18 protein-coding genes are annotated in these 21,663 nt (G+C 57.3%); 12 read left to right on the forward strand and 6 right to left on the reverse strand.

Going from position 1 to position 21,663, the window contains the following annotated elements; all coding sequences use genetic code 11:
• Window positions 1–40: 40 nt before the first annotated feature.
• Complete coding sequence (gene glnA / locus QS713_RS05975; protein WP_313273320.1) at window positions 41–1,468, reverse strand: type I glutamate--ammonia ligase; 1,428 nt, start codon at window positions 1,466–1,468, stop codon at window positions 41–43.
• 138 nt (window positions 1,469–1,606) lie between these two features.
• Between glnA and uvrC the strand changes: the two genes are divergently transcribed.
• From uvrC to QS713_RS06020, 9 genes are all read left to right on the forward strand, one after another.
• A complete protein-coding gene (gene uvrC, locus QS713_RS05980) occupies window positions 1,607–3,616 on the forward strand; it encodes an excinuclease ABC subunit UvrC (protein WP_313273322.1) in 2,010 nt (669 codons plus the stop codon).
• A gap of 19 nt (window positions 3,617–3,635) precedes the next feature.
• Entirely contained in the window at window positions 3,636–4,616 is a 981-nt protein-coding gene (rapZ, locus tag QS713_RS05985) for an RNase adapter RapZ (RefSeq protein ID WP_313273324.1), read from the forward strand.
• Between the two features lie 7 nt (window positions 4,617–4,623).
• On the forward strand, window positions 4,624–5,628 hold the full coding sequence (locus tag QS713_RS05990; protein WP_313273325.1) for a gluconeogenesis factor YvcK family protein: 1,005 nt from the start codon (window positions 4,624–4,626) through the stop codon (window positions 5,626–5,628).
• Between the two features lie 54 nt (window positions 5,629–5,682).
• Window positions 5,683–6,663 (forward strand): DNA-binding protein WhiA, encoded by a 981-nt coding sequence (whiA, locus tag QS713_RS05995; RefSeq protein ID WP_313273328.1) that lies wholly within the window; start codon window positions 5,683–5,685, stop codon window positions 6,661–6,663.
• Window positions 6,664–6,855: 192 nt separating this feature from the next.
• Window positions 6,856–7,863 carry a type I glyceraldehyde-3-phosphate dehydrogenase gene (gap, locus tag QS713_RS06000; RefSeq protein ID WP_102215825.1) on the forward strand — a complete coding sequence of 336 codons (1,008 nt, stop codon included), beginning with the start codon at window positions 6,856–6,858 and terminating at the stop codon, window positions 7,861–7,863.
• A gap of 111 nt (window positions 7,864–7,974) precedes the next feature.
• Window positions 7,975–9,171, forward strand: a complete 1,197-nt coding sequence (locus QS713_RS06005; protein ID WP_313273330.1) for a phosphoglycerate kinase — start codon at window positions 7,975–7,977, stop codon at window positions 9,169–9,171.
• 2 nt (window positions 9,172–9,173) lie between these two features.
• Complete coding sequence (tpiA, locus tag QS713_RS06010; RefSeq protein WP_313273332.1) at window positions 9,174–9,950, forward strand: triose-phosphate isomerase; 777 nt, start codon at window positions 9,174–9,176, stop codon at window positions 9,948–9,950.
• 203 nt (window positions 9,951–10,153) lie between these two features.
• On the forward strand, window positions 10,154–10,396 hold the full coding sequence (secG, locus tag QS713_RS06015; RefSeq protein WP_102215822.1) for a preprotein translocase subunit SecG: 243 nt from the start codon (window positions 10,154–10,156) through the stop codon (window positions 10,394–10,396).
• A 53-nt stretch (window positions 10,397–10,449) separates the two neighbouring features.
• On the forward strand, window positions 10,450–10,863 hold the full coding sequence (locus tag QS713_RS06020; protein WP_313273336.1) for an RNA polymerase-binding protein RbpA: 414 nt from the start codon (window positions 10,450–10,452) through the stop codon (window positions 10,861–10,863).
• Between the two features lie 35 nt (window positions 10,864–10,898).
• Here the strand turns inward: QS713_RS06020 and pgl are convergent, their stop codons facing one another.
• The 5 genes from pgl to QS713_RS06045 all read right to left on the reverse strand — a co-directional run bounded on the left by pgl (window position 10,899) and on the right by QS713_RS06045 (window position 15,449).
• On the reverse strand, window positions 10,899–11,645 hold the full coding sequence (pgl, locus tag QS713_RS06025) for a 6-phosphogluconolactonase (RefSeq protein ID WP_313273339.1): 747 nt from the start codon (window positions 11,643–11,645) through the stop codon (window positions 10,899–10,901).
• A 114-nt stretch (window positions 11,646–11,759) separates the two neighbouring features.
• A complete protein-coding gene (locus tag QS713_RS06030) occupies window positions 11,760–12,674 on the reverse strand; it encodes a glucose-6-phosphate dehydrogenase assembly protein OpcA (RefSeq protein WP_313273341.1) in 915 nt (304 codons plus the stop codon).
• The gene (zwf, locus tag QS713_RS06035) at window positions 12,671–14,209 is read right to left on the reverse strand and encodes a glucose-6-phosphate dehydrogenase (protein WP_313273342.1); all 1,539 of its coding nucleotides are present in this window, start codon (window positions 14,207–14,209) and stop codon (window positions 12,671–12,673) included. The genes QS713_RS06030 and zwf overlap by 4 nt, the downstream gene beginning before the upstream one ends.
• Window positions 14,210–14,241: 32 nt before the next feature.
• Window positions 14,242–14,601 (reverse strand): RNA polymerase-binding protein RbpA, encoded by a 360-nt coding sequence (locus tag QS713_RS06040; RefSeq protein ID WP_102215817.1) that lies wholly within the window; start codon window positions 14,599–14,601, stop codon window positions 14,242–14,244.
• Window positions 14,602–14,825: 224 nt separating this feature from the next.
• Window positions 14,826–15,449, reverse strand: a complete 624-nt coding sequence (locus QS713_RS06045) for a TetR/AcrR family transcriptional regulator (RefSeq protein WP_313273346.1) — start codon at window positions 15,447–15,449, stop codon at window positions 14,826–14,828.
• Window positions 15,450–15,528: 79 nt separating this feature from the next.
• Between QS713_RS06045 and QS713_RS06050 the strand changes: the two genes are divergently transcribed.
• From QS713_RS06050 to QS713_RS06060, 3 genes are all read left to right on the forward strand, one after another.
• A complete protein-coding gene (locus tag QS713_RS06050; protein WP_313273348.1) occupies window positions 15,529–18,150 on the forward strand; it encodes an MMPL family transporter in 2,622 nt (873 codons plus the stop codon).
• Complete coding sequence (locus QS713_RS06055) at window positions 18,147–20,690, forward strand: YhgE/Pip family protein (RefSeq protein WP_313273349.1); 2,544 nt, start codon at window positions 18,147–18,149, stop codon at window positions 20,688–20,690. The genes QS713_RS06050 and QS713_RS06055 overlap by 4 nt, the downstream gene beginning before the upstream one ends.
• A 247-nt stretch (window positions 20,691–20,937) precedes the next feature.
• Window positions 20,938–21,663, forward strand: a 726-nt coding sequence (locus tag QS713_RS06060; protein WP_313273352.1) for a hypothetical protein, incomplete at its 3' end; no start/stop codon positions are given.

Here is a 21,663-nt window from a genome sequence, read left to right on the forward strand (position 1 = left end):
CTTCGAGTATGCCTGTTTGTGAACCGGTAAGCACCCTCGGCTACAGGTTGTAATACAGTTCGAACTCGTACGGATGCGGGTAGGCGCGCATCGGCGCGATTTCTTGCTCGCGCTTGTACCGAATCCACGTTTCCACCAGGTCTTGGGTGAACACATCACCGTCGAGCAAAAACTCGTGGTCTTCCTCGAGGGCGTCCAACGCGGCCTCCAGTGACGCCGGTAGTTTTTCGATGTCGTGATATTCCTCAGGGGGCAGCTCGTAGAGGTCCTTATCGATAGGTTCGCGTGGTTCGATCCGGTTGCGGATCCCATCTATTCCCGCCATGAGGCACGCGGCAAACGCCAGGTACGGGTTCGCGGTGGGGTCGGGCACGCGATACTCCACGCGTTTGGCTTTCGGCGACGTGCCGGTAACTGGAATGCGGATGCACGCCGACCGGTTCCGCGCGGAATACACGAGGTTCACGGGCGCCTCAAAACCGGGAACTAGCCGCCTAAAAGAGTTAATTGACGGGTTCGTGAACGCCAGCAACGCCGGAGCGTGGGCAAGCAGTCCGCCAATAAACCAGCGGGCCGTGTCCGACAACTGCCCGTACCCATTTGCGTCGTAAAACAGGGGTTCCCCGTCTTGCCACAGGGAGAAGTGGCAGTGCATCCCCGAACCGTTGTCGCCAAACAGGGGTTTAGGCATGAACGTGGCGGTCTGGTTGAACTCGTGCGTGCGGTTCTTCACAACGTATTTGAACTTCAACAAATCATCAGCAGCGGTACGGAGGGAATCGAACCGGTAGTTAATCTCATGCTGCCCACCGGAACCACATTCGTGGTGCCCGCGTTCCACCTGCAAACCCACTTGCGCCAGTGTGGACGCGATCGAGTCACGCAGCTCCGCCTTATCATCGGCCGGACCCACGGGCGTGTACCCACCTTTGCGGCCAATCGTGTGCGCGAGGTTCGGATGCTCCCGCGTACCTTTTCGCCCCGAGTTCCAATATCCCTCATCGGAATCAATAAAGAAGGACGTGTCGTGCGGCTGGGTTTGATACGAAACGGTGTCGAATACGTAAAACTCCGCTTCCGCACCCACGTAGCACGTGTCCGCAATCCCGGTTGAACGCAGATATGCTTCCGCTTTTGCGGCTACCTGCCGTGGGTCGCGCGAGAATGGTTCGTCCGTGAACGGATCCACAATCGAAAACAGGATCACGAGCGTCGGATGCGTGCGGAATGGGTCCACGTACGCGGAAGTGACGTCCGGAATTAGCTTCATGTCGGACTCGTGAATTTGGGTGAACCCGCGGATTGAAGAGCCGTCGAACATAACGCCTGCTTCCAGAACGTCTGCTAGCTGGTCGGCTGGAACAGTGAAGTGCTGCTGCACCCCCACTAGGTCGCAGAAACGAATATCAATAAACTCGATGCTGTGTTCTTCCACATATGTCAGCGCTTGCTCTGACGATTCGAACATGAAACTGCCTTCCGTAATGCGTTTCAAAACTCAATGCTCATAAAATACCACGTCCGTTTTTCTGCGCGCACACGCGGTCAACAACCGGTTTGAATGGCTCCTACTTGCCAGTTTCGCGCTGCCTAATACACTTAGGGCGTGGCTGATCCTTCTACCTATGCGCCTGCGCGCTCGCAGATCCCTACGGACCCGGGCGTGTATCGTTTCCGCGACCGGCAGGGCCGCGTGATTTACGTGGGGAAGGCGAAGAATCTGCGTAACCGCTTGTCGTCTTATTTCAACGACGTGGAACATCTGCATCCGCGCACCCACCGGATGGTCACGACCGCCAGTTCTGTTCAGTGGACGGTCGTTAAAAATGAGGTGGAGGCCCTCACGCTGGAGTACTCGTGGATTAAACAGTACTCCCCGCGGTTCAACATCATTTTCCGCGACGACAAGTCTTACCCCTACCTGGCGGTTTCAATGGGGGAGGAGATTCCCCGCATGCAGGTGATGAGGGGGGCGCGTAAACCCGGTACCCGGTATTTTGGCCCGTACTCGCAGGTGTACGCGCTGCACAAGACTGTGGACCAGCTACAGAGCGTGTTCCCGGTGCGCACGTGCAGTGCGGGGGTGCTGCGCCGGGCACAAGCATCGGGGCGGCCGTGTCTATTGGGGGATATCGACCGGTGCAGTGCCCCCTGCGTGGGGCGGATTTCGCTCGAGGAGCACCGCGCTATGGCGGAGGAGATCTGCCGGTTCATGGCCGGTAAGGTGGGGCCGTTTATTCGCGCGCGCAAGGAGGAGATGCGCGAGGCAGCGGACGCGTTAGATTTTGAACGGGCCGCACGGCTGCGCGACGACATTAAAGCCTTGGAGCAGATTCAAGAGCAGAACGTGGTGGTGTTGAACGACGGTACGGATGCGGACTTCTTCGCGCTCGTGTCGGACGAGCTGGAATCCGCGGTGCAGGTGTTTCACGTGCGGGGAGGCCGGATTCGGGGTGCGCGCGCGTGGGTGATCGATCGTGAAGAAAACGTGGATGACGCGGAGCTGATGGAACGTCTGCTGCAGCAAGCGTACGCGGACGTCGATCAGGATCCGACAGCGCGGCAGCGAGAAGCAGCGGTATCGGTGGACGACGTGGAACACACGCCTACATCCGCGATTCCAGCTCAGGTCCTCGTGTCCGTGCTGCCCACCAAACAAGCGGTTATGCAGCGGTGGCTCAGTAAGCAGCGGGGGGCACACGTTGAGCTGCTGAAACCTCAACGGGGGGACAAACGCAAGCTCATGGACACGGTGCGTTCGAACGCAAAAGAGACCATGCGGCTACACAAGATGCGTCGCGCTGGAGATCTGACGCAGCGCACGCGGTCTTTAAACGATCTCGTGGACGCGTTGGGACTCGAAGAAGCTCCCCTGCGGATAGAATGCTATGACATTTCTCATACGCAAGGCAGCTATCCGGTGGGATCCATGGTGGTGTTCGAGGACGGAGCGCCCCGTAAAAAGGACTATCGGCACTTCATCGTGCGCGGCACGCAAGAGGGCACGCACGACGACACAGCCGCGATGCGCGAAGTGCTGACGCGGCGGTTCAAACGCCTCTTGGCGGAAGAAGCGGGGATTGAAGGTGAGGACGCGGACGGCGTGCCTTTCGAATCTGGCCCTGTGGATCCCAACACGGGCCTGCCCCGCAGGTTCTCGTACCGACCCGACCTGGTGGTCGTGGATGGCGGGCTTCCGCAAGTTAATGCGGCGCAGGCCACGCTTGAAGAATTAGGCGTCGACATTCCTGTAATCGGGTTGGCGAAACGGCTTGAGGAAGTGTGGATCCCGAACGATGAGTATCCAGCGATTTTGCCGCGCACCTCAGAAGGGCTGTACCTACTGCAGTATCTGCGCGATGAGTCCCACCGATTCGCCATTACCCACCACCGCAAGCGGCGGGGCAAAGCGATGACGAAGTCCGTGCTGGATACGGTGCCGGGCCTGGGGCCGGCGAAGCAGAAGGCTTTGCTGCGCCACTTCAAATCCGTAAAACGCATCCGCGCCGCCACGCAGGAGCAGCTGCAGGAGGTCAAGGGGATCGGCCCGGAGCTCGCCCGTCAGATCGATGAGCGCCTAGCGAAAAAACCAGGTTCTGAACCCAAACCGCGGTGATTTTTGGCACACTTAGACTATGACTTCAAACAACCCTTCCTCCCCATCTGATCCACAGCGGAAAGAATCTGATTCGAATCCGCCCACGTTCCCGGCGGGCATCCCCCTGCTAGACGAGACTTCCCGGCTTCCGAAGAATCCGGATCCGGAAATGCTCATAATCACCGGCCAATCGGGAGCTGGCCGCACGCGTGCGGCAATGGCTCTGGAGGACCTGGATTGGTACGTGGTGGACAATCTGCCGCCAAACCTGTTGCCAGCACTGGCGGGCATGATGACCGCCGATGGCGGTGGGGTACACCGACTAGGAGCCGTCGTGGACGTGCGCAGCCGAGAGTTTTTTCGCGACTTCTCTTCTGTTTTGCACCAGTTGGACGAGGAGAAGATTAATTTTCGACTCATCTATTTAGAATGTGATGAGGCCACGCTGGTGCGCCGATATGAGTCGAACCGGCGGCCGCACCCACTGCAGGGTGACGGGCGGATTCTCGATGGGATTCGGTTAGAACGCGAGACGCTGGGGCCGGTGCGGCAGATGGCGGACGTGATTATCGACACGACGAGCATGAGTGTGCACGACCTGACGCGCCACATGCGGGACGTGGTCGCGGGAGCGGGGGATACACCCCTGAAGCTCACGGTAATGTCGTTCGGTTTCAAATACGGGATTCCCCTGGATGCCGACCACGTGGTCGACGTGCGGTTTTTGAAAAACCCGTATTGGGTAACGGAGCTGCGCCACCTCACGGGCCGAGATGAGCCGGTGGCCCGGTATGTGATGGAGCAAGAGGGCGCACGTGATTTCGCCGTGGGGTACGCTAATCTTCTGGCGCCGATGCTGCGAGGGTACCTGTCGGAGCTGAAACCGTTTGTAACGATCGCGGTGGGGTGTACGGGCGGTAAACACCGGTCGGTGGCGATGACCGAACTGATTGCGCGCACGCTTCGGGATTACGATTTTCCCGTGCGGGTGCTCCACCGGGATTTAGGAAGGGAATGAGGCAGTCGTGGGGCTTCTAGATGAAGAGGGCTGGCCCAAGCGTGGTGAAACCGGGGCGCGCGTAGTTGCGTTCGGGGGTGGGCACGGGCTGTCCGCCACGCTGCGGGCACTGCGGCACATTACGCACAACCTCACGGCAGTGGTGACGGTAGCGGACGACGGCGGGTCGTCGGGCCGGCTGCGCGACGAAATGGACGTGCTTCCACCCGGTGATTTACGCATGGCCCTATCGGCGCTGTGTGACGAGTCAGAATGGGGCTTAACCTGGCGGGACGTGCTGCAGCACCGGTTTAAGACGGACGGGTCGTTGGATAACCACGCGCTCGGAAACCTCTTGATCGTGGCCCTGTGGCAGCTGCTGGAGGACCAGGTTTCGGGCTTGGATTGGGTGGCGCGCCTACTGGGTGCGCACGGCCGGGTTCTGCCGATGGCGGCGGTGCCGTTGCAGATTGAAGCAGACTTGGATTGTGCCGGGCAAAAACGCACGATCCGCGGGCAGGCGCAGGTTGCGAAGGCCGCGGGAAAAGTTGAGCACATCCGGCTGATTCCCAACAACCCTCCCGTGGTTCCAGAAGTGCTGGAGGCCATTGAGCAGGCCGATTGGGTGGTGCTCGGCCCGGGCTCTTGGTACACCTCGGTGTTGCCGCACCTTTTGGTGTCCGATATTCACGAGGCCCTGGTGCGCACGCCTGCGCGTCGCGCGCTCATTTTGAATCTGTCCACGCAAGTGGGGGAGACGGACGAGATGTCTTCAGCAGACCACGTGCGTGTCCTCGCTGAGCACGCGCCCGATTTGGCATTGGACGTGATTATTGCCGAACCCGCCGTTGTTGACGATATTGATGAGCTTGAGGAGGCAGCCCGCAAAGTGGGGGCGCGCCTATTGCTGCGACAAGTGTCGATGGGTGGTAACCGAGCGCTGCATGATCCGCTGCGGTTAGCGGCTGCACTGCGGGACGCGTTCGAGGGGGTACTGGGGCAGGTTGGCCACCCGGAAACGTGGCTGGCGTAGAATAATGTCTTTAGAGCATTCGGAATCGTTGTTAAATGAGGGATAAGCACGCCTATGTCGTTGACTGCTGATTTGAAACGCGAAATTGTGACTACGCCGGTTAATAAACCGTCCCAGGTTGCTGCGGAGGTCGCGGCTACGCTGCGGTTCGCAGGTGGGTTGAACCTGGTTTCGCGTCGCATCGTGATTGAGGCGGAGCTGGATATGGAACTGGCTGCGAAGCGGTTACGAATGTTTATCCAAAAGCTTTACGACATAGATTCCTCCGTGGTGATTGTGTCCGGTGGGGCGCTGAAGAAGGGGGACCGCTACGTAATTCGGATTGTGGAGTCGGCGGAGCGGCTGGCGCGGATGAGCGGTCTCATTGATACTCACGGACGGCCAGTGCGCGGCTTACCCCCGCAGATTGTGGCAGCGGGAGACCGAGAGGCACTCGCAGCCTGGCGAGGGGCATTCCTTGCCCGCGGTTCCTTGATGGAACCCGGCCGGTCCTCATCGATGGAACTGACCTCCCCAGGCCCGGAAGCGGCCCTGGCAATGGTGGGGGTGGCCCGTCGGCTCGGTGGGCACGGCCGAGTTCGGGAAGTGCGGGATGCACACCGCGTTATTATTCGCGACGCCGAGAGCATAACCAATATCCTCACGGCCCTGGGGGCATATAAGACCTTGAAGACGTGGCAGGAACGACGCGACCGGCGGGTGGCGCGCGGGAGTGCGAACCGACTGGCTAATTTCGATGATGCGAACCTGCGTCGTTCCGCGCAGGCGGCAGTGGCCGCTGGTGCCCGAGTGGCGCGCGCCTTTGAAATTTTAGGTGAGGACGTGCCCGAACATTTGTTACAAGCAGGTAAATTGCGCATTAAGCACAAGCAAGCTTCGTTAGAAGAATTAGGTAAGCTGTCCACCCCACCTTTAACGAAAGATGCGATCGCGGGACGTATCCGGCGCCTCCTTGCTATGGCGGATAAATCCGCGCACGAGCAGGGGATAAGCGATACGGAAAGTGCGTTAAAGGACCTCCACATCGAAGAATAAGAGTGTGATACTTTTCACGCTTTCATTCGTCGTTGGAGAAAATAGGACATGTGGGCCTACTAAAAACTCCAAAACCGTGTAAATTTGTAATTGCTGGAACCGCAGAACACTGCGGACCGGGAGGGAAATTTCAGACCCTTTCGGTTTCAACAGACGACAATGCGCCGCTGATGCGCATTATAGGAGGACATAGTGACCATCCGCGTCGGTATTAACGGCTTCGGTCGTATTGGACGTAACTTCTTCCGTGCCGCCCTCAAGAAGGGCGCTGACATCGAGGTTGTTGGTGTAAACGATCTAACTGACAATGAAACCCTGGCTCACCTGCTTCAGTGGGACTCGATCCTGGGTAAGCTCGACCAGGAAGTCTCCTATGACGAGAACTCCATCACCGTTGGTGGCAAAACCATCAAGACGTTCGAAGAGCGCGATCCCTCCAACATTAACTGGGGAGAGGTTGGCGCCGACATCGTAATCGAGTCCACCGGTCTGTTCACCGATGCGACGAAGGCGAAGGCACACATCGATGGTGGAGCCAAGAAGGTCATCATCTCCGCTCCGGCGAAGAACGAAGACGCCACGTTCGTAATGGGTGTTAACCACACGGACTACGATCCGGCTAAGCACAACATCATCTCGAACGCATCCTGCACCACGAACTGCCTGGCGCCAATGGCGAAGGTCCTGGACGAAGAGTTCGGGATTGAGCAGGGTCTGATGACCACGATTCACGCTTACACCGGTGACCAGCGGATCCACGACGCGCCCCACAAGGACCTGCGTCGCGCTCGCGCTGCCGCGCTGAACATCGTGCCGACCACCACGGGTGCTGCAAAGGCCGTGTCCCTGGTTCTGCCCCAGCTGAAGGGTAAACTGGACGGCTACGCACTGCGCGTACCGGTTCCCACGGGTTCGGTAACGGACCTCACCTTCACCCCGAAGAAGAGTGGCGTAACCGCGGAAGACGTGAACGCTGCACTGAAGAAGGCTGCTGAAGGCGACCTGAAGGGCATTTTGGACTACTCGGAGGGATACCTGGTTTCGACCGATATCACCACCGACCCGCACACGTCGATCATCGACGCACCGCTAACCAAGGTGATCGGTGACCAGGTTAAGGTTGTTTCCTGGTACGACAACGAGTGGGGCTACTCAAACGCTCTTGTGAACCTCACGGTTTACGTGGGCGAGCGTCTCTAGTAACTGTTTGACGCTTTAAAGCAATGGCGCCCGCACACGATCTTGATGTGTGCGGGCGCCTAATTGTTTCCGGCACTGCACTGAGGCAGTAGCTAGAAAAGGAGAAGATAAATGCTTAAAACAATTGATAGTCTCGGCGACCTCAAAGGTAAACGGGTTCTAGTCCGCTCTGATTTCAACGTGCCCCTGTCAGACGGCAAAATCACCGATGATGGGCGGATCCGCGCGGCGATTCCGACGCTCAAGAAACTGTTGGATGCGGGCGCGAAAGTAATCGTCATGGCTCACCTAGGGCGCCCGAAGGGACAGGTGAAACCCGAGTTTTCCCTCGCCCCAGTAGCGCAGCGCCTGAGCGAACTCAGCGGAGTTAAAGTAACGCTCGCAAAAGACACGACGGGTGAATCCGCGCGCGCGGAATCCGAAGCCCTTGAAGACGGCCAGATCCTGCTGCTTGAAAACGTGCGGTTTGACCCACGCGAAACCTCAAAGGACGATGCGGAACGCGACGAAATGGCGACTGAACTCGCAGCACTCGCAGACTGCTACGTATCCGACGGTTTCGGGGTGGTGCACCGCAAGCAAACTTCGGTTTACGACATCGCGAAGAAGCTCCCATCTGCTGCCGGGCTGCTGGTCCTCAAGGAAATCGAATCCCTGTCGAAGGCCACGGATAATCCGGAACGTCCCTACGCGGTCGTGCTTGGGGGGTCCAAGGTTTCCGACAAGCTCGGCGTCATCGCAAACCTGCTGAAGAAGGCGGATCGGCTGCTGATTGGCGGGGGAATGGCGTACACGTTCCTGAAGGCAAAGGGCTACGAGGTCGGCACGTCTCTTCTTGAGGAAGATCAGGTGCCTACCGTTAAGAAGTACATGGAGGAAGCACAGGCAAACGGTGTGGACCTAGTGCTTCCGGTGGACGTAGTGGTTGCGAAAGAGTTCGATAAGGACGCCACGCCAACGGTAGTGGATGCGGACAAGATCCCTGCAGACCAGATGGGCCTCGACATTGGTCCGAAATCTGCGGAACTGTACGCAGAGAAGATTAAGGACGCAAAGACGGTAGCGTGGAACGGACCGATGGGTGTGTTCGAGTTTGAGAACTTCTCCGGTGGTACCCGTGCAGTTGCGCAAGCACTGTCGGACGGGGACTGCTTCTCGGTGATCGGCGGGGGCGACTCCGCGGCCGCGGTGCGTCAGCTCGGTTTTGACGAGTCCACGTTCTCACATATTTCTACGGGTGGCGGCGCGTCCCTCGAACTTTTGGAAGGGAAAACGCTGCCAGGCATTGCAGTATTGGAGGATAAATAACGATGTCAAGAACCCCATTGATGGCCGGTAACTGGAAGATGAATATGGATCACCTCGAGGCGATCCACCTGGTTCAGGGCCTACACACAGAACTGTCCGATTCAAACTTCGACTACGGTAAGACCGAGGTTGTGGTGCTGGCCCCATTCACGGATCTGCGTTCGGTTCAGACCGTTGTTGAGGGCGATGAAATGCACATTGGGTACGGTGCGCAGGATATTTCGACGCACGAAAACGGTGCGTACACGGGGGAGATCTCCGCGCAGATGCTTTCGAAACTGGGCTGCAGCTACGTGGTAGTTGGCCACTCGGAGCGGCGTGAATACCACAACGAGTCCGACGCCCTGGTTGGTGAGAAGGCACGCGTTGCGCTGGCTAACCAGATTAAACCAATCATCTGCTGTGGTGAGGGCCTGGATATCCGCAAGGCCGGGAATCAGGTGTCGCACGTGCTTTCGCAGATCGACGGGGCGCTCGAAGGCATGTCCGCTGAGGACGTGCGGACTTCCGTGATTGCTTACGAGCCGATTTGGGCGATCGGAACGGGTGAGGTCGCCACCCCTGATGACGCGCAAGAGGTTTGTGGTGCGATCCGTAAGCGCCTGGCGGAGCTGTACGACGAGGAGACCGCGCAGGCAACGCGGATTCTTTACGGTGGTTCCGTGAAGTCCGGGAACGTGGCCGATATCATGGCTAAGCCCGATGTTGATGGCGCGCTCGTAGGTGGGGCTTCGTTGAAGGCTGACGAGTTCGCGAAGATCGCGCGGTTCGACGCCTAGTTAACATTTTCGAGGTTCGCCTTCCTCCTGGGTGGGGGAGGCGAACCTTCGTGCGTGGTAGCGTTTTGCCCGCTGTATTTGAGCGGGATTTTTCGCTAGAATCCAAGAGATAAATGAGTTACCCCGCTGCGCGCACGGGTTGCGTGGCAGTTGGCGGATAGTTATCCCGCGCCTTGCGGGACAAGATTATAGTAGGGAAAATTGTGACCGCATTGATGATCGCCCTGAGGGTGGTACTGGTTCTGAGCAGCCTTTTCCTAATTCTGACAATCCTTATGCATAAGGGTCGCGGCGGCGGCTTGTCGGACATGTTCGGTGGGGGGCTTTCTTCTACCGCAGGTTCGTCGGGGGTTGCTGAGCGGAACTTGAACCGGATTACGATCGGGTTCTTAGTGGTTTGGGCCGTGACGATTATCGCGATGGCTTTGCTGATGAAGCTGGGGTAAACCAAAGGTTTATGCAAATCGCGTTAATTCGATATTTTTGCGCGCGAGGCCATGTGACAACAGTGCGTTACCGAGCGGACGCACTGTTTTCTGTACCCAGCACGGTGGATTGCGCCACGTGTTTTCAGCTAGCGTCCCGCTCACGGGCAGGTTCGGGCACGGCTGAGGTTTCGCATGCTTCGGCCGAGGTTTCGCACTCTTCGGCCGAGGTACCGAACGCTTCGGCCGAGGTTTCGCACGCTTCGGCCGCCTCACCTGCATCTGATGTCAACCCTGCTTGCGTGCGCGAACGCACCTCAGGGGCTGAACCTGAGTGTGGAAATGACGCTTCTGGATGCAAAGAAACCCAATCGGAACTGGCGGATCGGCACTGGCAAACACTGCGGGAACGGCGGGGTGAAGCGCAAGCAGATCAGATTCTTGCGCGCGCACTGCAGCAGCTGCGCAATCGCGCGCAGGCACAGTAGGCGCAGTGACGCGCAAGCGCGCTAGCCTAAAGAGCCTAAAGTTCCGCGGTGAGTTTTGAGGCCGCGGCCTTGTCGCACCACCACAGGGTTCCCACTTGGTTGAGGGCGATCGCGGGGATTTCCCGGTAGTCGCCACCAGACGCGACGGACGATAGGACAGCGGCTTTATCTTTACCGGCAATCACGAACCAGGCGAAGCGAGAGCGTTTCAACAGGTTCATCGTCATAGTGATCCGCTGCGGTGGTGGCTTCGGCGAGTCGTCTTCGAAGGTCACCAAACCCGCGGCATCCAAAGTTTCATGTGAGGGAAACAGGGAGGCGATGTGCCCATCGGGGCCCATCCCCATAATTAGCAAGTCCATTTTCACAGCCGCACTGTTGCCGCCGAACTGGTCGATCAGCTGCTGCTCATAATCTGCTGCCGCCTCTTCCAGCGTGCCTTCGCTTGGACGCAGGGGGCGATGCAGTGTGACTGCAGGAACTTTAGAGCTGAACGCGCGTTCAATAATGCTGTCAGTGCGGTCTTCGCCGTCGAGATCAACGAAACGTTCGTCCACGAGCCACAGGTGGATTGGACACCAGTGGTTAGTCAGTTCCGATTTTTGCTCAATCAGTCCCACCAGTGCCGGAAGTAGCCGGGTCGCGATCGACCCTCCCGCCACTCCCACGTGCAGGTCCGTTTGCTGTGCCCGCGCTAACGTATCGAGTTTTTTCAACAGCGCGAGTGCCGCAGTGTCGTATAGTTTCTGCTCGGTCTTGTAGGTTCTAACGTCTAGATCCATTTAGAGTGCTATTTCCTTCCCGCATTCGCTAACTCTACTGCGTTTACTAGCGATCTATCTGCGTTCGCTCGAGCGAGCTGCGCATTCACCCGTATTTCTTGCGCTAGATCGCGTTTAGTCGCGTGAGATACCACTTGTGATCACGTCTCCGTACAGGTCGTCTGGATCCATTATCCGCAGCTCCTCCATTAAGCAGTCACCCACGGAACGCCGGGGGAGTCGCACTGGAAGCGCCGGCAGGTTCGGCCTTTCAAGCTGCGCTACGGACGCACCGTTTTCGCGCCTGAGGGACACGGAGGAACCATCACGGCGGCGCAAGCTCACGCACTCGATTGAGTCCGCTTCCGTAGCATGCAGGGTCACGGGAATCCCCAGTAGGGTCCGCATCCATTGGGCTAGTAAATGGCATGAGGGGTGCGCTTCGTTGCCGCTAACGCATGCGCTTTCAATCTCGCGGCGGGGTTTCTCATCCACCATCGCGGCAACCAGGCCCCGCCAAAGCGTACTCGCAGCCCACGCGAGGTCAGTGTCACCAGGAGCGTAATGGTGGGCCAGGGCGGCGATCTTTTCGTTCCCGTCAGCCACGTAGCGTGAGTCCGTGATGCGGCGCGCCGCGATCTTTCCAAGCGGATGTTCGACGGGGGAGTCGGGGGCCTCAAACGGCCAGAACGCAACTATCTGCGTGTCCGCTAGCAGCAGCGGCATAACGAGCGTGTCTAGTTCGCTGGCGGATTTGCCCGAGGGCTGCAAAACAATCACTTCGGAAGGGCCAATATCAGGCCCCGCGTGGATCTGCGCAGTGAGTGAGTCACCATCCGCCTGCGTGTTTTCCACAACAATGATGACGCGGCACGGATGCTCGTGTGACGCCGCTCCGCAGACCTCGATTGCAGCGTCAATTTGTTCATCCCGCTGGATTATCGCCACTAGGTTCAGCACGGAACTAACGGTTGCGCTTTCTTGATCCCGCAACTCGTGCAGGCGCATCGCTACTTCACCTGCGGACGTGTTCTGGTAAGTGATTTTCACGGTATCCTCCAAGTGCGTCCATCGTGAGCCATCATTTGTTCCGCGCTTTCTGGCCCCCACGTGCCCGGACGGTAGGGTTGCGGCCCACCTGTTTGCCCCCAGTATTTCAACACCGGGTCTAGTGTCTGCCAGGACAGCTCCACTTCCCGCTGGTTCGGGAACAGGGGAGAGTCACCCGCTAGCGCATCCAAAAGCAGCCGCTCGTACGCTTCCGGAGAGTCTTCCGTGAACGCGTGTCCGTAGCCGAAGTCCATCGTTACGTCACGCACCCTCATGCCAACGCCGGGTACTTTGGATCCAAAGCGGATCGTCACGCCCTCAAACGGTTGGACGCGAATAACCAGCGCGTTGTTCCCCAGTTCCTCAGTGGATTCCTTGTCAAATGGAATGTGCGCGGCCCGCTTAAACACGATCGCGATTTCAGTCACGCGTTTCCCAAGCCGCTTCCCAGTTCTGAGGTAGAAGGGTACGCCCGCCCAGCGTCGCGTATCTACAAATAGTTTGAGGGCAGCAAACGTTTCGGTGCGTGAATTCTGGTCGATGTTGTCTTCCTCGAGGTACCCGCGCACGTGTTCACCACCTTGGTAGCCGGCGGTGTACTGTCCAATCGCGCTCGCACTTTCGAGGTCTTTGGGTAGGCGTAGGGCCGAGAGGACTTTCTCTTTCTCAACGTGCACGTCGCTGGCGCCAAATGTGACGGGCTCTTCCATGGCGGTCAGAGCCAGGAGCTGCAGCAGGTGGTTTTGCATGACGTCGCGGGCTTGCCCGATGCCGTCGTAGTAGCCTGCGCGCGTACCAATCCCGATCTCTTCGGCCATCGTAATTTGCACGTGATCGACGTAGTTCGAGTTCAGCAGGGGTTCAAACATGATGTTTGAAAACCGCATCGCCAAGATATTCTGGACGGTTTCTTTCCCCAGGTAGTGGTCGATGCGGAACGTGTCTTTTTCAGAGAACACGCCGTGCAACAAGTTCGACAGCTCTTTGGCGGATTCCAGGTCGTGGCCAAAGGGTTTTTCAACAATTACCCGGCGGAACCGGTCTTCGCCCCATTCGTCGTTCAGCCCCGACCGCACCAGTTGCGACACGACCTTTGGGAATGCCGCCGGTGGGATAGCCAGGTAGAACGCGTGGTTACCACCGGTTCCGCGGGTGTGGTCGAGTTCTTTTACGGTTTGGGCGAGCTGGTCGAAACTCTCGGAATCGTCAAAACTACCGGCTACGAACCGCAGGCCTGCGCTGAACTGTTCCCACGTGTTCTCGTCCCAGTCTGTGCGCGCGTTCTTCTTTACAGAATCGCGGATAAAGTCTTCGAAGTCTTGGCTGCCCCAGTCGCGACGTGCAAATCCCGTGAGGGAAAACGATGGGTGCAGCAGACCGCGGTTAGACAGGTCGTACAGTGCGGGAACTAGTTTCTTGCGCGCTAAGTCTCCGGTAATTCCAAAAATCACGAGCCCGCACGGCGGAGCGATTACGGGTAGGCGCTTGTCACGCGGGTCGTGCAGCGATTGGGATGGTGGTTGGTGAGTGCTCACGCATTCTCCTTCACGTCGATCATGAATTATTGTTAGCGACGGTATGCGACTCCGTCACGCAATTCGCCGCGTCGGAGCACCTCAAGCTGTTCTTGCAGGAGCACTTCCAGTTCTTCCTCTGACCGCCGTTCCAGCAGCATGTCCCAGTGGGTGCGCACGGGTTTTGGTGGTTTTGAATCGTCGGGCTCTGCGTCACCTAGGAACTCCGCAGGAGCGCCACATTTACATTCCCACGTTGCGGGCGCGGATGCATCTACGGACATGGTTACGGAAAACACGTGTCCGTTTTCGCACCGGTAACGTTTTTGTGTGCGGTCTGCAAAGACAATGCCGTCTTCAGTTTCTAGGGACTTGGCACCGATCTGCATGCCGCGTAGGGCGCGATCTGACATTTATATTCCTCCTCGTTTGTTTCTCCAACTAGTAGTTAACCTATCGAGTTAGGGTTTTATTTCCATTGCTGATGGCCTACAGAAGTGGGTTTAGCGCGAGTTGGCACTGCTACGGAGAATCGCCGCACTAACACACGCATCCGATAATGTACATTATGTCAGAAATAGATATTTGGATATGAGGCACTTTAGCCCCCACCTGCTTGAGGGGTATGTAAAATCATTCACTCGTCTTCCGTTGCGCCACTACCCTTAGGCTGGCGCACGGCCTCAAGCAAAGACACGATTGTACCCACTAGACGCTGCGTAGAATCAACGCCTTGTAAATGCTCTGCGATAATCGCTTCTGAGTACGCGCCTACGCAAAACGTGGCTAACCGGCGCGCGTCCACCGCACTGGCCTTGGGTTGCCCGGATGCAGCTTCCGTGCGATTTGCCAGCTCGGTGACAATCACGTCTGCAACTTGTTGTCGGCTTCGCAAATACACGCCACGAATCTGTTCGTTGTGAAGCGACTGGCGAACTGCTTCGGCATCCAGTAGTACCCACAGACGCCCCATTGGGCGGATTGACTCCAAGATGGAACTTACCGCTTGTGCCGGCGGATCCTGCAAGGACAACTTATGTGCGTCGGTTGTGATTTTGTCCACGAGCCGCGCGGTGAAGTCTTCGAACGTAGCGGCGAACGCCTCTTCTTTAGAGGAAAAATTCGAGTAAAACGCGCCGCGCGTGAACTCGGCCGCAGTAGTCAGGTCGTCTATTGTAGCGCCGGCAACGCCTTTGTTGGCAAATACGCTTGCCGCTGCGGCGATCATGCGTGCGCGAGTGTTCTCTCTAGTTCGTTTCATCGCTACCTTCTGTGTTGATTCCACCTACAGAATACAATAGTATATTGAATACAATAATGTATTGGATTTGGAGTTGCTAATGTCGTCGTTCCTATACCGCACGGCAGCGTGGGTGATACGCCATGCGAAATCCGTTTTAGCGGGTTGGATAATTGTCCTCGTTGCCGCAGTGGGTGGCATGGTTGCAGTTGGATCTACCCTCGGAAATGATTTCACCATCCCAGGCACTCAGGGACAACAGGGGCTAGACACACTGGATGATCGATTCCCAGAGTTCGCGGGAGCCTCCGGACAAGTGGTTTTCGGTGCCCCCAAGGGCGAGGATATTCACAAGTACCAGAGCACCATTGAAGATGTAACCAAGAAGATATCAAAGGTGCCGCACGTGATCGCGGCCCCCAGCCCGTTTGACGACACCATGATGGACCCCATGGTGTCGGACAACAATCGGTATGCGATGACCCAGGTGAACTTTGATTTTGGAATCGACGAGCTCAATGATGCCTCGGTTAACCAGGTTGAGAAGATCGCGCACTCCGCACAGGACGCCGGCTTGAGCGTGGACGTGGGCGGACAGATTAAACAAGTTACCTCCATTCCCCTGTCAATCATGGAAGCTGTGGGGGTGCTGGTAGCGCTCGTCATTTTGGTGGTGACGTTCCGCTCCCTAATTGCGGCGTTCATCCCCATTGCGACGGGGCTGCTCGGTGTTGGGGTTGCAATGTCGATCATCATGATGCTCGGCGAAGTCGTAACGATTTCCACCACTACCCCAACGCTCGCAATTATGCTCGGCCTTGCAGTGGGCATTGACTACTCGTTATTTATTGTTTCGCGCCACCGCGACCAGCTGGGCAGCGGCATGGACGTTAAAGAGTCCATTCCCCTAGCGATTGCCACTTCTGGTTCCGCAGTCACGTTTGCTGGGGTTACCGTTGTGATTGCCCTTGCTGCGCTCTTTGTTGCGCGGATTCCCTTCTTAACGATCATGGGATTGTGCGCGGCTTTAGCTGTTGCGCTGGCTGTACTGGTGGCAATCACGGCGCTGCCAGCTATCCTCATGCTGCTTGGAACCCGGGTAAAACCAAAGGCGCGTAAAAAGAAGAAAAATGGACTTCTTGCCAGATGGCCCAAAGTGGTGACGGCGCACCCGTGGTTCGCGATCGTGGGGGTCGTGGCTGTTCTGGTGGCAATGACGGTTCCCGCCTACAACCTGCGTTTGGGTCTGCCTGATAACGGGGTGGACCCGGTGGGAAGTGCGGGCCGCGACACCTACGACCTGGTTGCGGAAGAGTTCGGACCGGGCATTAACGGGCCGATCCTGGTGATTGGTGACATTGTGACGTCAACTGATCCGCTCGGGTTGATGGACGATCTGAAAGGCGAAATCGAGTCCATAAAAGGGGTGGACCACGTGCAACTCGCAACCCCGAACCGGACTGCGGACCTGGGGGTGGCCGTGGTGATTCCGCGGGAGGGCCCGGACTCGATCGCAACTGAAAACCTCGTGCACGAACTGCGTGAACGGGCACCTAAGTGGGCTGACGACATCGGGATTAAAAACACGTTCGTAACCGGTATGGCAGCGGTGAAGATCGACGTATCTGAGCGGCTGTTTGACGCACTCCTGCCCTTTGGTGTGGTGGTAGTTGGTCTCTCGCTAGGATTATTGACGATCGTATTCCGCTCCATTTGGGTGCCTTTGAAGGCGACCTTGGGGTACTTACTGTCGGTTGGCGCCGCGTTTGGAATGACGACCCTCGTGTTTATTGACGGTTGGGGCAATACGGCGCTGGGCATTAACCAAGTAGGTCCCGTCATTTCCTTCATGCCCATCATCCTCATGGGCGTGTTGTTTGGGTTAGCGATGGATTACGAGCTGTTCCTCGTGTCGCGCATGCGGGAAGACTACGTACGCACCAATGATCCGCACCATTCCATTTTGACTGGCTTCCGCGCTTCCGCCCCGGTGGTTATCGCGGCGGCGCTGATTATGATTTCGGTGTTCTCTGGCTTCTTACCCGAAGGCTCATTCTACGTCCAACCGATTGCATTTGGCCTGGCAGTAGGCGTGTTCGTGGACGCGTTCTTGGTGCGCATGACCTTGGTGCCGGCCGTAATGCAACTGCTTGGAGCACACGCGTGGTACTTACCCAGGTGGATGCGCAAGATTCTGCCGGTATTTGACGTTGAGGGAGCTGCGATCGAAGCGCGATTTGAGCACGAGAAATGGCAGGAGGAACACGGACACGTGGCAGCGCGGGCAGAGTCTCTGACGGTAACCGCAGGGCGCACTCCCCTATTTGAGAACGTTGACTTAGTGGTTCGCCCCGGTGAGATACTGCGTTTAAGCGGTGATGAAGCGCAGGTGCACGCCTTATGTTCGGTGTTGGCTGGCAGGTTGCGTCCGGATGCTGGCCAGGCGTTTGTCGGTGACGTCTCAAGTGTGGATGAGCCAGGCCGGGTGCTCCCCCATGTGGGGTGGATTGTTACTTGCCAGCCGGTTGCCTCAACTAACGTGTCGCTCTACATTGTGCGCCGGACGTTGACGGACGCGGAAACCCAGGTATTGAAGGACAATGTGAGTGGTGGAAGCGCCGTGGTTTTGGGATGCGGCCCGGTTGCTGGTTTGGAAGAAGATCGAGTTTACGAGTTTGAACACTTACGCTCAGCTCAACTTCAGAAGGAAGGTGCACGATGAGGCGGATGAGGCCGCGTGATTGGCGTGCTTTGGTAGCGGTTTTGCTGCTGCCTATACTCGCGTCTGCATTGACCCTGTGGGCGGTGGGAACGCGCACGGATAATTTTGATCAGGTGCAGGCTGCGATTGTGAACCTCGATAAGGGCGCGAAGATGCAGGTCGATGGCGAGGAAAAAACGGTGCCACTCGGCCGTCAGCTCACTGCGGGACTAATGTATCCGCAGAAGGAGGTGCAGGGGAATCTTGATTGGAACCTCGTGCCAGAAAAAGATGCTGAGCAGGGTTTGAAGGACGGTACCTACTCGGCTGTCATTACGATTCCGAAGGATTTTTCGAAGAATATCGCTACGATCGGCACGGCAGATGCAACGCCAGGTTTAATTACGGTGACCAGTAACGATGCGTCTTCGCCGATTATGGGGATTATCGGTAAGCAGATTAGCGAGACCGCTGCGAAAACGTTCGGGGAAGCGCTGACTAAGAACGTGCTGGACAAGGTGTACTTGGGGTTCAACCAGATGCAAGACCAGTTAAATACAGCTGCTGAGGGCGCGGATAAGCTAAACGACGGTTCACACAAGCTTGCCGGTGGCGTTCATGGTCTGGATCAGGGTTCTAAGAAACTTGCTGGAGGTGCTGGCCAGCTGCAGGGTGGAATCGGCCTGCTCAGTGATGGGATTGGTCAAAGCGCCGACGGTGCGTACCAGTTAGCCGGTGGGGTTAATCAGCTCACCGGTGGCCTCGGGCAGCTGACCGGGGGCGCGAAGAGCCTCAGTGATGGGGTTGCGAAGGCCCGTAATGGTTTTGTTGGAGCCAATGGTTCGGCTGGGCTCTTACCTGGGATCGCGCAGCTTAACGCAGGTGTGAATGGTAAGGGCGGTTTGGCTGACGGCAGTAAGCAGTTGGCAGATGGAACTGCGAAGCTTTCTGCGAATATCGGTCAGTTTGTAGACACGGCGAACGGTGTTATCGAACCGATCCTGGGGTTTGAACAGGAGATCGGGAAGATTGATCCGGCTGAGATTCAGGCGATTATTGATCAGATCCGCGATGAGCTTGGGGATTTGGAGGGGCTTGAGGCTCAGTTACAGCAGTGGCGTGAGCAGATTCAGTTGCTGGCCGATATTGTGCCGGCGGCAGATCACGTGGTTGCGGTGGCGAACCAGTGCCCGGTTGCGCAGGCTGGTGCGTATTGCGAATCGTTGCAGGATTCTGCAAAGCGTCTGGATGCGAGTGTGCAGCCGTTACGTAACTTGGGGCAGCAGCTCTCCCCCGGTCAGCGGGCGGCCTCTGGTGAGGGGGTTAACGCGAGCGCGCGTAGCCTTCAGGGCGCGTTAGATCAGTTGAAGCAGCTGGTTGCGAAGTTGCACGATTTGGCTTCCCAGATGCATAACACCGGTGGTTTGCAAGGGATACACGAGCAGTTGCAAGAGCTGAAGGCTGGGACAGCGCAGTTGGCTGATGGAGCGCAGCAGCTTTCTGACGGGGTTAATGGCACTCAGTCTAAACCTGGTTTAGCGCAGGGCTTGGCTCAGCTTTCTCAGGGAGCGCAGCAGTTCAAGGTGGCGTTTGATGGCACGCGTTCACAACCCGGGTTGGTTTCCGGGTCGCGCCAGTTGTATGAGGGTCTGGCGCAAGCTCAAGCGCAGGTACCACAGTTCCAGTGGGGTGTGAACCAATTGGCCGCTGGTTTGGGTGAGATGAATGCGCGCACCCCTGAGCTGCAAAGTGGGGTTGGTCAACTTGCTGGTGGGATTAACCAGCTCAGTGACGGGGCATCCAAACTGAGCGCCGGCGCGAATGAGTTGACTGAGGGAACCAATCAGTTTGCGTCTCAGTTGAAGGATGGGGCGAAGCAGGTACCAACTTATACGGATGCGGAGCGCACGCGGATTGTGGATATGGCGAGTATTCCTGCTCGGGCACAAGCTCACACGTGGAATGAGGCTTCTGCGACGTATAACGCGATCTTCCCGTGGGCAGCTGCGTTTGTATTGTGGATTGGCGCGTTGGGAACGTTCTTGGTGATGCCGGGCCTGAGGCGGCGTGAGCTTTCTTCTGCCCATTCGAGTATGAATGTGGTTTGGCGCTCGAGTGCACCCGCGATGGTTTCTGCGGTTGTGCAGGCTTTGGGCGTGTTCGGGGTTGCTTACGCAGTGGGGGTTCGCCCCGCGAACTCGTTTACGACACTGCTGGTGCTGTTAGTTGCAGCAATAGCGTTTGCATTGATTAATCAAATGCTGCTCGCTGTCTTTGGCTCTCGAATCGGGCGGGTCTTGGCGTTACTTCTACTAGTTGTGCAGGTGGTTGCACTGGGTGGGATTCTGCCAATCGAAACGGCTCCCCCAGCTTTCCAGAGTTTAAACGCGGTGATGCCGTTGTCTATTGCTACGTCTGGGCTTACGCACACTGCTATTGGTGGCCAGTTGACGTCATTGTTTGCCACGTTGATGCCGCTATTGCTTTGGGGCGTTGCGAGTTTTGTTTTGAGTTTCGTTGCCGTTCCCGCTGCACGTCAGCGCGCGGCGCTAGCTGTGTAAATATTAGACTAGTTATTATGACAACATATAGTTTATCTAATTCCTGTTATTGCAGGTGAGGTTCTGTGGGGCGTCGGAAGTTGCCGGCGCCCCACAGTTTGTTTTTGCCTAGTCAACTTGCTATTGCGTTGAAAATAGTCGTATAAAAATTATCAGTGACTGGTAAGTTGACACCCCCCCCGGCAATGTCATACTAACTCTGAGACCTGCCAACACAGGTTCGTTCCGATACAACTAGGACGTAAAAATGAAGAAAAGTATTGCAACAGGTATTGCTGCGGCATTCGTACTTACCGGACTCGCAGCTGCACCCGGAGCTTTTGCTACGATTAGCAACGACGAGGTTCCGGATCCCGTCGAAGATGTGCGACCGGCAGATGGAGCGGTGAACGTACCGACGTACGAAGAATCCAACCTTGTCCCAGAAGAGGACCCTGCGGATGTGCCCAGCACTCCTGCTGGTATAACAAACGAGGGTGTTCCGGATCCTATTAGCGATGTCACTCCGGAAGATGGTTCGGTAAACGTACCGACGTACGAAGAATCCAACCTTGTCCCAGATGAGGATCCCGCTGGTAACACGGCGATCACCAGTGGTTCGGAGAAGCCGAGCAAGCCGGTCATTAATCCTCCGTTGAAGGATGAGGACCCGGCTGGTAACACGGCGATCACCAGTGGTTCGGAGAAGCCGAGCAAGCCGGTCATTAATCCTCCGTTGAAGGATGAGGACCCGGCTGGTAACACGGCGATCACCAGTGGTTCGGAGAAGCCGAGCAAGCCGGTCATTAATCCTCCGTTGAAGGATGAGGACCCGGCTGGTAACACGGCGATCACCAGTGGTTCGGAGAAGCCGAGCAAGCCGGTCATTAATCCTCCGTTGAAGGATGAGGACCCTGCTGGTAACACGGCGATCACCAGTGGTTCGGAGAAGCCGAGCAAGCCGGTCATTAATCCTCCGTTGAAGGATGAGGAA

The sequence above is a fragment of the Gleimia hominis genome, from assembly GCF_032085515.1.
In the GTDB taxonomy this organism is placed as follows: domain Bacteria; phylum Actinomycetota; class Actinomycetes; order Actinomycetales; family Actinomycetaceae; genus Gleimia; species Gleimia hominis.